Below are 15404 nucleotides of genomic sequence, written 5' to 3' on the forward strand. Positions count from 1 at the left end.
TGTTGAATACCAGGATCACGCTGGACGCGACGTTGCTCTAAACGCTGTCATTCCGGGGCCCGCGTAGCGGGAGCCCGGAATCTTGAGATTCCCCGATGTGCCATTGCACATCTGAGGTCTGGTCCTTCGGACCATCCCGGAATGACGACGGGTGCGCAACTCACATCTCCGCGTCGTCGTTCGGGCCAACCGAGGCGATGCGCAGCATGTTGGTGGTGCCGGGGGCGCCGAGCGGCACGCCGGCGACGATGATGACGCGCTGTCCCGCCCTGGCAAAACCGTCGCGAAAAGCGATTGAGCCGGCGCGGTTGACCATGTCGTCGAGATCCTGCGCGTCCTCCGCGACGACGCAATGCACGCCCCACACCACGGACAGCTTGCGCCCGGTGGCGAGGTTCGGCGTGATCGCCACCACCGGCGGCTTCGGCCGCTCGCGTGCGACGCGCAGCGCGGTGGATCCTGAACTGGTCCAGCAGATGATCGCGCTGAGATCGAGCGTTTCGGCGATTTGCCGCGCGGCGTCGGCAATGGCGTCGCCGACGGTCGGTTCGGGCTCGGCGCGCTGCGCATTGAGCACCCCGCGATAGGTCGGGTCGCGCTCCACTTCCTCGCCAATGCGGTTCATGGTCGAGACCGCTTCGACCGGAAATTTACCGGCGGCCGATTCGGCCGACAGCATGATGGCATCGGCGCCTTCATAGACCGCGGTGGCGACGTCGGAGACTTCGGCGCGCGTCGGCACCGGCGACTGGATCATCGATTCCAGCATCTGGGTCGCCACCACCACCGGCTTGCCGGCGCGCCGTGCCAGCCGCGTCATTTGTTTCTGCAGGCTCGGCACCCGCTCCAGCGGCAGCTCGACGCCGAGATCGCCGCGCGCCACCATCAGGGCGTCGGACGCCTCCAGGATTTCGGGCAGCCGATCGATCGCCTGCGGCTTTTCGATCTTGGACATCACCGCGGCGCGGCCGCGAATCAGTTTCTTGGCCTCGACCACATCCTCGGCGCGCTGCACGAACGACAGCGCGATCCAGTCGACCCCGGTGACCAGCGCCGCTTCAAGGTCGGCGCGGTCCTTCGGCGTCATCGCCGACACCGGCAGGTCGGTATCGGGCAGGCTGACGCCCTTGCGATCCGACATCTTGCCGCCGATCACAACCCGGGTGACGGCGCGGTCGGGGGAGGCTTCCTCCACGATCAGGCGCACCTTGCCGTCGTCGAGCAACAGCGCGTGGCCCGGCCGCAGCGCGGCCAGAATTTCCGGATGCGGCAGCTGGACGCGGGTGTTGTCGCCCGGCGTCTTGTCGGAATCGAGAACAAAGCTTTCGCCATTGTTGAGCTGGATCGAGCCTTCGGCGAACGATCCGAGGCGGAGCTTCGGGCCTTGCAGATCGACCAGGATGCCGATTGGCCGGCCGTAGCTGGATTCGACATTGCGAATGGTCTTGACCAGCTCGCGCATCTTGTCGTGCGAGGTGTGGCTCATATTGATGCGAAAGACGTCGGCGCCGGCCTCGAACAGGCGCCGGATCATCGCGCTGTCGGAAGATGCCGGGCCGAGCGTGGCAAGGATCTTGATGCGGCGAAGACGCCTCATGGCTTGCTTCCCGGCGCCGCTGCGGGCGGTGGCGGCAGGCCTGGCGTGCCCGGCGAATTCGACAGGCCCGGAATGGTGCCGCCGGGGGGGATGGTCCCGGGAACGCCCGGCACCCGCTGCGCCGGCTGCTCGTTCGACTCGGTCAGCTGCACGGTCCAGGCGCGCTGCTCGCCGGTGTCGACCTCGAAGAAGCCGGTGCGGTCAAAACCGCGCGCCAGGCAATTCTCGGTGCCCTTGATGGTGAATTCCTTGTCGCGCGAGCACATGAAGGCCTGTCCCGACCATTCGCCACCACGGTCGTAATCGAGGGCATAGATATAATAGAAGCGCGCGACCAGCGTACCGCGCAGCAGGGTTTCACAACTCCGCGAGGACACGTTCCACCAGCCTTCGGTGGTCCAGCCCTCGGCATCCTTGTAGCCGAGCGCAATGCCCACCCGGCTCGAGGTGTTGTTACAAAGACGAAAGTCCGCCGCAGCCGAACTGTTCCACAGGCACGCCACGGCAAGCGCCAGCGCCGGCAGCAAGCCAGCGGTCATGCGCGCAGCGAATCGGTTGGGGTGATGAGGATGGTCCGGGATCATTCAGGTGAAGCTATATATCAACTTATTGACGATTTCGCGTGGGGGAACCGCGGCTGTCAACGGCCATGGCGACGTTTTTCGGGCCATGGGGTGCCCGAATTTTGCCCGCCGGGTGCTGTTTGCGCTGCGATATGGAAAAATCTGTGACAGTTACCCATCTAAGACAGGTATTCTGGACGAAATAGCAGGGATCATGGTCATGGACGATAAAACCAGGACGGAACTCGAAGCTGCCGTTTTTCGCCGCCTCGTCGAACATCTGCGCTCCCGCACCGACGTCCAGAACATCGACCTGATGAATCTCGCAGGCTTCTGCCGCAACTGCCTGTCCAACTGGCTCAAGGAAGAAGCCGATGCCAAGGGTACGGCGATGAGCAAGGACGAGAGCCGCGAGGCCGTCTATGGCATGCCCTACGAGACCTGGAAGTCGACCTATCAGGGCAGCGCCAGCGCCGCACAGCTCGAGGCGATGAAGAAGGCCCAGAGCGGGCATTGAGTCTGCTCGGGAGTGTAGCCCGGATGAGCGAAGCGACATCCGGGAACGAACATTAAGTAGACCCGGATTTCGCTTCGCTCATCCAGGCTACGATCATCATGCGAACGCCCATGTGGCCTCCTCACCATGATGGACCTTTTCTCCTGTGGGCGCGCTGTGGATGAGCGCGATGTTGCCTTGACGCAAGGCGCCGCACCCTATGAGGGTCATTCCAGGATGCGGTGCGTGGCAAGCGTGCGGCGTTTTCGCTTTCAACCGTCAGTTCATTCAGGAGTACCCGATGGCCACCTCTGCCGCCGCCGTCACGGAAGAGCCCGCGACAAAATTCGCCAAGGACCAGCTCAAGGCCATTATCGAGCGCATCGAGCGGCTGGAAGAAGAAAAGAAGACGATCTCCGACGACATCCGCGACGTCTACGCGGAAGCCAAGGGCAACGGTTTCGACGTCAAGGCGCTGCGCACCATCGTTCGCCTGCGCAAGCAGGACGCCAACGAGCGCGCCGAGCAAGAGACGATCCTTGAGACCTATATGCAGGCGCTGGGCATGCTGTGAGGGCTGATGGTGTCATACGCGGGCTTGACCCGCGTATCTATCAAACTTCAAGAGATATTAGGCCAAGAGATATTTGGATATTTGGGGAAGGCGATGGATTGCCGGGTCAAGCCCGGCAATGACGGTCGGCTGCTCAGCGCAGCGACGCGGTCCGCAGCACGAACGATTGGGTCGTCAGCGGCGCGAGGGCCGATCCGGTAAAGCGGTCACAGCTCAGCCCCATCTGCGGATCGTCCGAGAAACTCATGGCGATCGTGGTCTGCGGTTTGAGGAAATGCGCGCTCATCAAGCTCATATCGGCATCGCCGAGCACCGTCGCGGACATCGATGTGGTCGCGCTCGGCGCCAGCATCATGACACGCATCCAGGCATCGTTGGCTTTGGAAGCGGCGATCCGCGTCGAGGTCGAAACCACGCTGCCCTGGCCCTGGGAGCCCTTGGCGACGACCTGGTCGATGGTCGCGGCAGCCATCGCATTGCGAACCGGCCGGGCGCTGCGGGGAATCGGCGCGCTGGCCGCCACGATATTCGAGCGGTCGACCGGTGAGGAGGCGGCCGGCGCATAGGCCAGTGCCTGGAAGGCGCTGGAGACGCTCGCGGTCGATTGCGGGTCGGCGGAGGCGAGCGCCTGGCGGGCGTTGATGGCGGCGACTTGCGCGGGCGTGGCTTGTTTCGGCGTCGCCGGCGCATCGTCCCAGAAGCCGCGGGCGTTGATGATGTCAGCCGGGGTTTGCGACTTCGCCTCGGCCGGCGCTGCCGGTTTCGGTTTTGGCGATTGTACGATCTGCGCGTCGGCCGAGGCCAGTTGGAGGGTCGAGCCGGCTGCCGGCTTTACGCGCGGCATCGGCACGGGCTCGGCAGATTTGGCAACGGCAGCGGGGGCCGGCTTCTCGCTGACGGCCGGAGCGCCAGCGCCCTCGTCCTCTTCGTCGTTCGACTTGCCCCTGAACAAGGCGGCGAACAGGCCGGGCTTGGTCTTTGCCAAAGCGTCGTCGCCGTCGCCGCGTTTCTCGATGTCGGCGCGGGCGAGCTCGTAACCCTTCAGCGGGGTGCCGTCGGAGGGAACATGCACGGTGCGGCCATCGGGGAATACGCGGGCCAACTGGTCGTGGGTCATGCGCGGCCAGTGACGAATGCTGCCGGTATCGAGATGGACGAAAGGCGATCCCGAGGTCGGATAGAAGCCGACGCCGCCACGCTGCAGCCGAAGGCCGGCGTAGCGAATCTGCTCAAGCGGCACCTCCGGAATGAAGAAGTCCATGGCGTGGCCGAGCATATGCTGGCTGAAACGCGCCACCCCTGAGGAGCGGCGGCGGAGCATGGCGTTGGTGGCGGGCGAGCGATAGGAGGAAATGATCTGGATCGGCTTCTTGCCGTCGACGTCGCGGTAGACTTCCCAGAGGATGTCGAACAGATGGCGATCCATCGTGGTCTCGTCCTGGGTGCGCCAGTCGCGCAGATAGTGATTGAGCTGCTTCAGCGCCTCTTCGTCATAACGCCCGTCGCGCTTGAAGGTGACGGTGAGGTCTTCGCCGGAATGGGTGTGATGGAAGGAAAGGGTGCGGGTTTCGTTCAGCGCGCTGGCGTCATGCACCGATCCGGCGCCGGCCAGCAGCAACAGGGATGTCAGACCGAAATGACATCCGGCCTTGGGCAAAGACAGCGATTTGAATTGGCGTGCGAAACCAGCCAGCACGTATGAGCCCACCCAAAGTCGACCGATCAAGAATGTCTTCCGCTACCCCGTGTGGCGAAAGACGGTGAATGCAGTCTTAACGCGGGAGGGTTAATCGAAATTTACGCCCATCCCCCAAGTCAGGCCGCAACCTAACCTGCCGAGTGTGGCGAAAAATAGCCCAATGGTTAAATCAGGGTGGAGAATGGTTAATGCAGAAGGCCTCGTCCGTTCGGACGAGGCCTTTGATTTTATTCGGTAATCTAGAAAACCCCGGTGGGCCGGCTGAGCTACCGGTCGATGACCCGACGCTGCGGCCGGCGGCCGGGAGGGGCCGGCGGGGGTGTCGGTGCGCCGCCGAACAGCCGCTCGAAGAATGACGGGCCCGACGAGGTGTCGCTGGCAAACTTGACGCCCGACGGCAGGTTACCCGCCGGATGGGCATAGCTCGGCTGGGAATGCGCGACCACATTCTCCAGATCCCTGTTTTTGCCGGCGCGAAGCAAAGCCAGCATGTTGGCGTCGCGGCCGTAGACATCCTTGCGGAATTGCAGCTTGCCGGCGTCGTCCACAAACGCCGTCTGGTAGGTGATGTTGACCGGGATCGGGGTCGGGAATTTCAGATCGATCTCGCTCTGGCCGTACATGCTGCGGATCTTTTCCGGCGTGTAGTGCCCGCTCGGCTCGGTGATGTTGAGCAGGATCGAGGCATATTGATCCGGATTCTGCACCCGCATGCAGCCGTGGCTGAATGGACGTTCGTCGCGGGCGAACAGGTTCTTGTCCGGCGTGTCGTGCTGATAGACCAGGAACTTGTTCGGGAAATTGAAGCGGATGCGGCCGAGCGCGTTTCGCTCACCGGGCGGCTGCGAAATATGAATGCTGCCGTCGCTGGCGCGGTCGAGTTTCAACCCCATGCGCTCCAGCACCGTCGGATCCTGCTGCAGCGCCGGCAGATATTCGTTGTAGATGATCGACGGCGGCACGTTCCAGGTCGGGTTGACCGTGATGAACTTCATGGTCTCGGTCAGCAGCGGCGTGGCATGAATGCCCGGCTGGCCGGTCACGACTTTCGTGGTCCAGACCTGCTCGCCGCGCTGCATCACCTTGAGCGTATAATCGGGGATGTTGAGAATGACATAGGCATCGCCGATCGCAGGCGCGCCGAGTTCGCGCGGCAGCCAGCGCCAGCGCTCCATGTTGACGATCACGGTATCGATCTGGCGGTCGCGCTTCGGGCTGTTGATCGCCTTGATGGTCTTGTCGTCGAGCACGCCGGTGGGCTTGAGTTCGGCGCCGGACTGGAACTTGCGCACAGCCTCGGCGACCTCAGCGTCGTAATGGGTGTCGTCGGCGTTTTCGGTGATGCCGAGCTTCGCGCGCAGCTGCGGGACGCGCTCATCTTCGATCTCGACCGCGGGCCGCTTGCCGATCGCCGGCGTGAATTTAAGCGCCGGGCCATCCGCGATCTGAACCGCCGGTCCATCGCCCTCGCCGCGCAGTTCGGCAAGCTTCGCCTTCAATTCGCGATAGAGCTTTTGCGGCGGGTTATAGCTGTCGAGTGCCGCGGACGCGTCCTTGGCGCTCGTCACATTCGCCAGAACTTCCGCCGGGTCGGTCGGATGCTCCGGATATTGAATATCACCGCTGACCTGCGACCAGTGCATGCGGCCGCTCTGGGCCTGACGGGCATAGTCGAGCATGCTGGCGGTCAGCTTCAACTCGGCTTCCGCAAGCGAATCCGGGGTGGTTGCGGCGGCGAAATCCGGCACCGGATAATCGGAGGCGTTCAGGCCGTCGGAGGCCGCATCCTTGAGGCGCGCGATGACGCCTTTGCCGCTCGGCGTCACAACGCCGCCTTGGGTCCACAGCGGCGCGAATTCACGCGCGGTGTAGAATTTCTCGACCGTTGCCCGTTCGGCCTTGCGGTCGAAATAGCGCAGCGATTTCGCGCCCAGCAGATCGCGCAATCTGTCGGCGACCGGCTGATCCGCCGCCGGCACATTGCTGGCGGCCTTGACCGGCTCCTTGGCAGGCTCGATGGCCGGGGTTGCGGCGGCCGCAGCCGGTGGCTGGGCGGGTGTGACGTCGCTCTTGTTCGCGTCGGCTTTGGCGGGCTCGGCGGCCGGCGCGGTGGCGATATCGGCCGGCTTTGTCTCTGGAGCTTTCTCGGGGGCTTTCTCGGTCACCTTCGCCGCGTCAGGCGCCGGCGTATCCGGTTTGAAATCATTGGCGGTCGGGGGCGGGACGTTTGCAGGTTCGGGGCGTGGGATCGCCGCATCGATTGCGAGTTCGGCCGCGCCGTTGCGTGGCTGATTATCGCCTTGCGCGATTGCCGAAGTTGCGGACACCGTGAGGAAGGTCGCCGCGACGGCCATCAATACGCGGTCAAACCCGGCACGGTTCTTCAAGCAGTCACGCATCATCACACCCCTTGGGTGAAACTGTTCCAGCATGGAACAGCTCTGGTTTGGTCTATCACGGCTCGCGCGAAAGCGCCGGCCTGATCGGGTTTTGGAGCGCATTCACACAATGTGCTCCAAATCTCCAAGCTTGGTACGCCTGCACGCCACGATTCATACAAACGATACTCGCAGACGATACACGCGTGCCCCTCATGCAGCCAGCGCCACGCGGGGCCACTCACGACAAACTGACCGCAAAGCGCTCGTTGCTTGCGGCTATTCGTCTGCTTTTGCCACGCGCGTCCGCATTTGTCTGTCACCGGCGAGCAACGGTTCAAATGTTCCGGAATGGCTATCTAATCAGCATGTTCGCCTATAAGTGCCGCAACCAGGACGTCGATTTTCAATTCGCCTGATCGGCGCCGTCCCCCGAGGGTTCGCTGGCGGCAGCTTCGTCGAGTTTGCGGTAAAGCGTCGAGCGGCCAATTTTCAGCCGGCGCGCGACTTCGGACATCTGTCCCCGATAATGCGAAATCGCGAACCGGATGATCTCGTTCTCCATTTCCTCAAGCGGACGCATTTCGCCGGATCGTGTCAGCATGGCGAGCGTGCCGGCGGACGGCAACGGTGCGATAGGTATCTCATTACCTGAAATCATGGCCGGTGCGGTTGAATGAAACGCGGGATCGACGATCAGCGGTTCGCCGTGATGGTGCGCGTCCGGCATCGCCGGCGACTGCGCCGTCGCTTGCGGGAAATCGGCCGGCCCAAGCTGGTCGCTCTCGCTCATGACCACGGCGCGATACACCGCGTTTTCAAGCTGGCGGATATTTCCGGGCCATTCGAGCTGCGACAACAGGGCCATCGCCTCGCCGCTGATGCCGGTGATCGGGCGATTTTCTTCGGCACAGAATCTGGCCAGAAAGTGCCGCAGCAGATGCGGGATGTCCTCGCGGCGCATCCGCAATGGCGGAATGGTCAGCGGCAGCACGTGGAGGCGATAGAACAGGTCTTCGCGGAATTGCCCGCTTTTGACGTGGTCGAGCAATTTGCGGTTGGTCGCCGACACGATCCGGACGTCGACCTTCATTGGCTTGCGCCCGCCGACCGCCTCGACCGCGCCTTCCTGCAAGGCGCGAAGCAGTTTCACCTGCGCTGCCAGCGGCAATTCCGAGACTTCGTCGAGAAACAGCGTGCCGCCGGAGGCTTCGACGAATTTACCGGTGTGGCGTTCGGTCGCGCCGGTAAAGGCGCCCTTCTCGTGGCCGAACAGGATCGACTCCACGAGATTGTCGGGGATCGCGCCGCAATTGACCGCCACGAACGGCTTCGATTTGCGCTCGCCGCTGCCATGGATGGCACGCGCGAACAATTCCTTGCCGACGCCGGATTCACCCTCGATCAGCACCGGAATCGTAGAGCTGGCGGCCTTCTGCGCCGTGCGCAGCACGCTGGCCATGGCCTCGCTGCGGGTAATGATGTCGGCAAAGGTCAGGCGGCCTTCGCGGCTGTGCCGGATGCGCTGCAATTCGCCCTTCAATGCACTGGTATTGAGCGCGTTGCGCAACGACACCTGCAGCCGCTCGATGCCGACCGGCTTGACGACGAAATCCTGGGCGCCGGCGCGCATCGCCGACACCACGTTGTCGATGCCGCCATGGGCGGTCTGCACGACGACGGGGATAGTGAGGCCGGCTTCGCGGATCTTGGCCAGCACGCCCATGCCGTCGAGGCCGGGCATGACCAGATCGAGCACCAGGGCATCGATCACGGGTGCGTCGGGCGCGGTCAGCATGGCGATGGCGGCGTCGCCGGAGTCGACGACGATGGTTTCATAGCCGCATTTCTGCACCATATTCTCGACCAGACGGCGCGCCACCGCGTCATCATCGGCGATCAAAATGCTGGCAGCCATGGCTTTCCCCGCGCGTTACAACTATCTGTCTCGAATCGGGGCACTCTCGCCGATGCCGATTAACGCCCTCTTAAACGTTGACGCGTGGCCATCGCCCGGCCGTCGCGGCCGTTCAGGTTGAAAACGCATACACAGGCTCGAACCAGATGACATCGCGCTCCTCATCCGCTCTCCGCAAATCGACAGCCCAACGCAAATCGAACCCCAAGAAAACCGTGGCGAAAACCGTGGCCAAATCCGTGGCCAAGCCCAAGACAGGGAACAAGGCCGCAAAGCTGCCGGAATGGAACCTGGCCGACCTCTATTCCGGGATCGACGCGCCGGAAGTGACGCGCGACCTGCAGAGGATGGACAGCGAATGCGTCGCGTTTGAGACGGACTACAAGGGCAGGCTCGCCGAACAGACGGCGGCCGATGGCGGCGGCCTATGGCTCGCGGAAGCGGTCAGGCGTTATGAAGCGATCGACGATCTCGCCGGGCGTCTTGGATCCTATGCCGGTCTGGTGCATGCCGGCGACAGCGTCGATCCCGCGATCTCCAAATTCTACGGCGACATTTCCGAGCGGCTGACCAATGCGTCGGTGCATCTGCTGTTCTTCGGGCTCGAACTCAACCGCATCGACGATGCGGTCATCGACCGCGCGATGCAGACGCCCGAACTCGGACATTATCGCCCCTGGATCGAAGATCTGCGCAAGGACAAGCCGTATCAGCTGGAAGATCGCGTCGAGCAGCTGTTTCACGAGAAATCCCAGAGCAGCTATGCCGCCTGGAACCGGCTGTTCGATCAAACCATCTCGGCGCTGCGCTTCAAGATCGGCGGCCATGAGCTCGCGATCGAGCCGACGCTGAGCCTGCTGCAGGACCGCGCCGGCGAAAAGCGCAAGGCGGCGGGGCAGGCGCTGGCGAAGACGTTCAAGGCCAATGAGCGAACCTTTGCGCTGGTCACCAACACGCTGGCCAAGGATAAGGAGATTTCCGATCGCTGGCGCGGCTTCCAGGACGTCGCGGATTCGCGCCATCTCGCCAACCGCGTCGAGCGCGAGGTCGTCGATGCGCTGGTCGGGTCGGTTCGCGCGGCCTATCCGCGGCTGTCGCATCGCTATTACCGGCTGAAGGCCGCCTGGTTCAAAAAGAAGAAACTTGCGCATTGGGACCGCAACGCGCCGCTGCCGTTTGCGGCCACCGGCAATATCGCCTGGCCTGACGCCAAGAACATGGTGCTGACGGCCTATCGCGGCTTCTCGCCCGAAATGGCCGGGATCGCCGAGCGGTTTTTCACCGATCGCTGGATCGACGCGCCGGTGCGGCCGGGCAAGGCGCCGGGCGCCTTTTCGCATCCGACCACACCGTCGGCGCATCCCTATGTGCTGATGAATTATCAGGGCAAGCCGCGCGACGTGATGACGCTGGCCCATGAACTCGGTCACGGCGTGCATCAGGTGCTGGCGGCGAAGAACGGCGCGCTGATGGCGCCGACGCCGCTGACATTGGCGGAAACCGCCAGCGTGTTCGGCGAGATGCTGACCTTCAAGCGGCTATTGGCCCAGACCACCAGCACCAGACAGCGCCAGGCGCTGCTCGCCGGCAAGGTCGAGGACATGATCAACACGGTGGTGCGCCAGATCGCGTTCTATTCGTTCGAGCGCGCAATCCATACCGAGCGGCGCAACGGCGAATTGACCGCCGAGCGCATCGGCGAAATCTGGCTCAGCGTGCAGGGCGAGAGCCTGGGCCCCGCGATCGATATCCGGCCGGGTTATGAGAGTTTCTGGATGTACATTCCGCACTTCATCCATTCGCCGTTCTACGTCTACGCCTATGCGTTCGGCGATTGCCTGGTGAACTCGCTTTATGCGGTCTACGAAAATGCCCAGGAGGGTTTTGCCGAGCGTTATCTGGCGATGCTGGCGGCCGGCGGCACCAAGCACTATTCGGAGCTGCTCAAGCCGTTCGGCCTCGACGCCCGGGATCCCCAATTCTGGGACGGCGGGCTGTCGGTGATCGCGGGCATGATCGATGAGCTGGAGCGGATGGGGTAAAATAACCCGTATTACAAACGTTGAACGCCGCCAAAAGGCGTGTTATACACTTGTATAACATGCCTTTTGGCATTTCTGACCCGGGCGATACCAGGGCCAATAGCGGCCCCGGTGCGAGGAGAACCGATCATGAAAATTGAAATCAAGAAAATCGGCAATTCCGATGGCTTACTTTTGCCCCGTGAATTGATGCAGCGACTCGACCTCAAGCGGGGCCAGGAACTGCACATTACCGAACTCGCCGGAGGCGGATTTCAGGCCATGCCCTACGATCCCGACTTCGAAAAGACCATGGAGATCGCCGACCAGATCATGGACAAGTACAAGGATACGCTCGCGGCGCTTGCAAAGTAAGCGGAGCACCAGATGAGCGAGCCGAAAGAGCCGCTTTGGATCACGTACGAGCAGGCCATTGCGATCCATAGTCGTCAACTGCGTCGTTTTGGAGGGGCTCCCGGCCTGCGCGACGAAGGCATGCTGCGATCCGCCCTCGATCGCCCGATCAACAAATGGCGGTATGAGCAGTCGGACATGGCTGAACTTGCGGCAGCCTATGCATTTGGGCTGGCGAAAAATCACGCCTTCGTCGACGGCAACAAGCGTATCGCCTTCATGGCGATGATGGGTTTTCTGCTCAAGAACGGCGTCGCTTTCGATCCTGAACCCGGGCAATCCACATCCATCATCCTCTCGCTTGCGGCCGGCGAGGTCAGCGAGGAAAGCCTGACGCGCTGGATCAGGGACAATTGGCCTTCCGAATGACCCGATAAGCGGGCAAAGCCGGCCGTCCGCCGTTGCCCTCTCGCCGGGATTGCGGTATTTCCACGCGGAGCGCGAACACTGACCGGGGATACCGATGGCTGAGCATAACGAAGTCGCCTATACGACCGCCGACGGCAATGATTATCCGGCGCATGAGCAGACCTATGAGGGCTTCATCATGCTGGTGAAGTACGGCTCCGCCGCGGTGATCTTCATCGTCGCCATGATGGCGATCTTTCTGACCTGATCTGCCGATTGTCGCACCGCAGCGCGGCGGTGCCTTCAAAATCTGCCCGTAGTCCGGTCGCAAAACCGGTATCCAACTTAGCGGAAATAACGCTAGTTTGCTTGCGCGCGCGCCCCTCGCGCCGCCGGAGGCTCCATGAAGATTGCCGTTGCCAAGGAAATCGATCCGTCCGAACCGCGGGTCGCCGCTTCGCCCGATACGGTGAAAAAATATAAGGCGCTCGGCGTCGATATCGCCATCGAGCCGGGTGCCGGCATCAAGTCGGGTCTGCCGGATTCGGAATTCACCGCGGTGGGCGCTGTCGTCAGCGCCGATGCGGTCAAGGACGCCGACATCGTCATCAAGGTGAAGCGGCCCGAGGCTTCCGAGCTTGCCAACTACAAGCGCGGCGCGCTGGTCATCGCCATCATGGACCCCTATGGCAACGACGCGGCGCTGAAGGCGATGGCGGACGCCGGGGTGTCGGCGTTTGCGATGGAGTTGATGCCGCGCATCACCCGCGCCCAGGCGATGGACGTGCTGTCGAGCCAGGCCAATCTCGCCGGTTACCGCGCCGTGATCGAGGCTGCGGAGGCATTCGGCCGCGCCTTTCCGATGATGATGACCGCGGCGGGCACGATCCCGGCAGCGAAAGTATTCGTGATGGGCGTCGGCGTCGCCGGCCTGCAGGCGATTGCGACCGCGCGCCGGCTTGGCGCCGTCGTCACCGCCACCGACGTGCGGCCCGCCACCAAGGAACAGGTCGAGAGCCTTGGCGCCAAATTCCTCGCGGTCGAGGACGATGAGTTCAAGAACGCCCAGACCGCCGGCGGCTATGCCAAGGAAATGTCGAAAGAGTATCAGGCCAAGCAGGCGGCGCTGACCGCCGAGCATATCAAGAAGCAGGACATCATCATCACCACCGCGTTGATTCCGGGCCGGCCCGCGCCGCGCCTGGTCACCGCCGAGATGGTGAAATCGATGAAGCCGGGTTCGGTGCTGGTCGATCTTGCGGTCGAGCGCGGCGGCAATGTCGAGGGTGCCAAAGCCGGCGAAGTCGCCGATGTCGGCGGCATCAAGATCGTCGGCTATACCAATGTTGCGGGCCGCGTCGCGGCCTCGGCCTCGAGCCTTTATGCGCGCAATCTGTTTTCCTTCATCGAGACGCTGGTCGACAAGTCGACCAAGGCGCTGGCGGTGAAGTGGGACGACGAACTGGTCAAGGCCACCGCGCTGACCAAAGACGGCGCCGTGATTCATCCGAACTTCCAGCCGAAAGCGTAAGGAAAGCCGCCATGGATCATATCGCGCAGGTCGTCGATCCCTTCGTGTTCCGGCTTTCGATTTTCGTGCTGGCGGTGTTTGTCGGCTATTTCGTGGTGTGGTCGGTGACCCCGGCGCTGCACACCCCGCTGATGTCGGTGACCAACGCGATCTCCTCGGTGATCGTGGTCGGCGCATTGCTCGCGGTCGGGGTTGAGATGGTCGGCAGCGGCGGGATCTGGGCGCGCGGCTTCGGCTTTGTCGCGCTGATCTTTGCCTGCGTGAATATCTTCGGCGGCTTCCTGGTCACCCAGCGCATGCTCGCGATGTACAAGAAGAAAATCAAGTGAACGGCGTGCACCTCGTGGTGACGATGACAATGGGGACCTGAGATGAACGCCAATCTAGCCGCGGTTTTATATCTGGTCGCCGGAGTCCTGTTCATTCTGTCGCTGCGCGGCCTCTCGAGCCCGGCGTCATCGCGCCAGGGCAATTTCTTCGGCATGATCGGCATGGGCATCGCGGTCGCGACCACGCTTGCGGCCCATCCGCCGGCCGACGGCATCGGCTGGATCCTGGTGATCCTGGGCGTCGCCATCGGCGGCGGCATCGGTGCCGTGATTGCGCGCCGGGTGCCGATGACGTCGATGCCGGAACTGGTCGCAGCGTTCCATTCGCTGGTCGGCATGGCCGCGGTGCTGGTCGCGGCCGGGGCGTTCTACGCGCCCGAGGCGTTCGACATCGGCACGCCCGGCAACATCCATCCGCAGAGTCTGGTCGAAATGTCGCTCGGCGTCGCCATCGGCGCGCTGACCTTCACGGGCTCGGTGATCGCGTTCGCAAAACTGTCCGGCCGCATGAGCGGCGCGCCGATCATCCTGCCGGCGCGTCACTTCATCAATATCGGGCTCGGCGTGGCGCTGCTGGTGTTCATCGTCGGCCTCGTGGTGTCCGGCAGCCCGATCGACTTCTGGCTCATCGTCATTATCGCGCTGGCGCTCGGCGCGCTCCTGATCATCCCGATCGGCGGCGCCGACATGCCGGTCGTGATCTCGATGCTGAACTCCTATTCCGGCTGGGCCGCGGCCGGCATCGGTTTCACGCTCGGCAATTCGGCGCTGATCATCACCGGCGCGCTGGTGGGTTCCTCAGGCGCGATCCTGTCCTACATCATGTGCCATGCGATGAACCGCTCCTTCATTTCGGTCATTCTCGGCGGCTTCGGCGGCGAGACCGCGGCGGCGGGCGCCGGCGCCGGTGGCGAAGTGCGGCCGGTCAAGCTCGGCTCGGCGGATGATGCCGCCTTCATCATGAAGAATGCGCAGAAGGTGATCATCGTGCCCGGCTACGGCATGGCGGTGGCACAGGCCCAGCATGCGCTGCGCGAAATGGCGGACACCCTCAAGAAGGAGGGCGTCGAGGTCAAGTATGCGATCCACCCGGTGGCGGGCCGGATGCCCGGCCACATGAACGTGCTGCTCGCCGAGGCCAATGTGCCCTATGACGAAGTGTTCGAGCTCGAGGACATCAACTCAGAATTCGCCCAGGCCGACGTCGCCTTCGTGATCGGCGCCAACGATGTTACCAATCCGGCGGCCGAGGACGATCCGAAATCGCCGATCTACGGCATGCCGGTGCTGCAGGTCTGGAAGGCCGGCACCGTGATGTTCATCAAGCGCTCGCTGGCATCGGGCTATGCCGGCATCGATAATCCGCTGTTCTACCGCGACAACACCATGATGCTGCTCGGCGACGCCAAGAAGATGACTGAGAATATCGTCAAGGCGCTGTGAGGAACTTCACGAGATATCATGACCGTCCTGAAATGGCTCGTCGTTTTGCTGGCGCTCGGCTATCTCGGCGGTCTGGTTGTGCTGTTCTTCGCG

General features: G+C 63.0%; 14 protein-coding genes. 9 read left to right on the top strand and 5 right to left on the bottom strand.

The annotated features are described in order from the left end of the window. Nucleotides 1-160: 160 nt before the first annotated feature. Together pyk and ABR948_RS20015 are read right to left on the bottom strand one after the other, a co-directional pair. Entirely contained in the window at nucleotides 161-1597 is a 1437-nt protein-coding gene (gene pyk / locus ABR948_RS20010) for a pyruvate kinase (protein ID WP_428121126.1), read from the bottom strand. After that, nucleotides 1594-2181 (bottom strand): DUF1036 domain-containing protein, encoded by a 588-nt coding sequence (locus tag ABR948_RS20015; protein WP_423867905.1) that lies wholly within the window; start codon nucleotides 2179-2181, stop codon nucleotides 1594-1596. The genes pyk and ABR948_RS20015 overlap by 4 nt, the downstream gene beginning before the upstream one ends. A 193-nt stretch (nucleotides 2182-2374) precedes the next feature. Here ABR948_RS20015 and ABR948_RS20020 point away from each other — a divergent pair, with 193 nt between their 5' ends. Next, a complete protein-coding gene (locus tag ABR948_RS20020; RefSeq protein WP_428121128.1) occupies nucleotides 2375-2677 on the top strand; it encodes a DUF1244 domain-containing protein in 303 nt (100 codons plus the stop codon). Between the two features lie 280 nt (nucleotides 2678-2957). Continuing rightward, entirely contained in the window at nucleotides 2958-3230 is a 273-nt protein-coding gene (locus ABR948_RS20025; RefSeq protein ID WP_428121130.1) for a DUF2312 domain-containing protein, read from the top strand. Between the two features lie 133 nt (nucleotides 3231-3363). Here ABR948_RS20025 and ABR948_RS20030 read toward each other — a convergent pair whose 3' ends face one another. The 3 genes from ABR948_RS20030 to ABR948_RS20040 form a co-directional block, all read right to left on the bottom strand. Then, nucleotides 3364-4938: a peptidoglycan L,D-endopeptidase MepK gene (locus tag ABR948_RS20030; RefSeq protein ID WP_428121149.1), complete on the bottom strand. Its 1575-nt coding sequence runs from the start codon at nucleotides 4936-4938 to the stop codon at nucleotides 3364-3366. Between the two features lie 257 nt (nucleotides 4939-5195). Then, nucleotides 5196-7328 carry a L,D-transpeptidase family protein gene (locus ABR948_RS20035; RefSeq protein ID WP_428121133.1) on the bottom strand — a complete coding sequence of 711 codons (2133 nt, stop codon included), beginning with the start codon at nucleotides 7326-7328 and terminating at the stop codon, nucleotides 5196-5198. A gap of 385 nt (nucleotides 7329-7713) precedes the next feature. After that, nucleotides 7714-9225, bottom strand: a complete 1512-nt coding sequence (locus ABR948_RS20040; protein ID WP_428121135.1) for a sigma-54-dependent transcriptional regulator — start codon at nucleotides 9223-9225, stop codon at nucleotides 7714-7716. A 146-nt stretch (nucleotides 9226-9371) separates the two neighbouring features. On the opposite strand from ABR948_RS20040, the gene ABR948_RS20045 reads away from it, so the two are divergent. From ABR948_RS20045 to ABR948_RS20075, 7 genes are all read left to right on the top strand, one after another. Continuing rightward, entirely contained in the window at nucleotides 9372-11267 is a 1896-nt protein-coding gene (locus tag ABR948_RS20045) for a M3 family oligoendopeptidase (protein WP_428121137.1), read from the top strand. 129 nt (nucleotides 11268-11396) lie between these two features. Then, on the top strand, nucleotides 11397-11621 hold the full coding sequence (locus ABR948_RS20050; protein WP_215605024.1) for an AbrB/MazE/SpoVT family DNA-binding domain-containing protein: 225 nt from the start codon (nucleotides 11397-11399) through the stop codon (nucleotides 11619-11621). A gap of 12 nt (nucleotides 11622-11633) precedes the next feature. Further along, complete coding sequence (locus ABR948_RS20055; RefSeq protein ID WP_428121139.1) at nucleotides 11634-12029, top strand: type II toxin-antitoxin system death-on-curing family toxin; 396 nt, start codon at nucleotides 11634-11636, stop codon at nucleotides 12027-12029. Nucleotides 12030-12123: 94 nt separating this feature from the next. Then, on the top strand, nucleotides 12124-12276 hold the full coding sequence (locus ABR948_RS20060; RefSeq protein ID WP_304867121.1) for an aa3-type cytochrome c oxidase subunit IV: 153 nt from the start codon (nucleotides 12124-12126) through the stop codon (nucleotides 12274-12276). Nucleotides 12277-12411: 135 nt separating this feature from the next. After that, nucleotides 12412-13539 carry a Re/Si-specific NAD(P)(+) transhydrogenase subunit alpha gene (locus ABR948_RS20065; protein WP_428121142.1) on the top strand — a complete coding sequence of 376 codons (1128 nt, stop codon included), beginning with the start codon at nucleotides 12412-12414 and terminating at the stop codon, nucleotides 13537-13539. Between the two features lie 11 nt (nucleotides 13540-13550). Further along, nucleotides 13551-13868 (top strand): proton-translocating transhydrogenase family protein, encoded by a 318-nt coding sequence (locus tag ABR948_RS20070; protein WP_428121145.1) that lies wholly within the window; start codon nucleotides 13551-13553, stop codon nucleotides 13866-13868. Between the two features lie 42 nt (nucleotides 13869-13910). Beyond that, nucleotides 13911-15311 (top strand): NAD(P)(+) transhydrogenase (Re/Si-specific) subunit beta, encoded by a 1401-nt coding sequence (locus ABR948_RS20075; RefSeq protein WP_428121147.1) that lies wholly within the window; start codon nucleotides 13911-13913, stop codon nucleotides 15309-15311. Nucleotides 15312-15404: the final 93 nt, after the last annotated feature.

Source organism: Bradyrhizobium sp. (assembly GCF_050014615.1).
Taxonomy (GTDB): Bacteria; Pseudomonadota; Alphaproteobacteria; order Rhizobiales; family Xanthobacteraceae; genus Bradyrhizobium.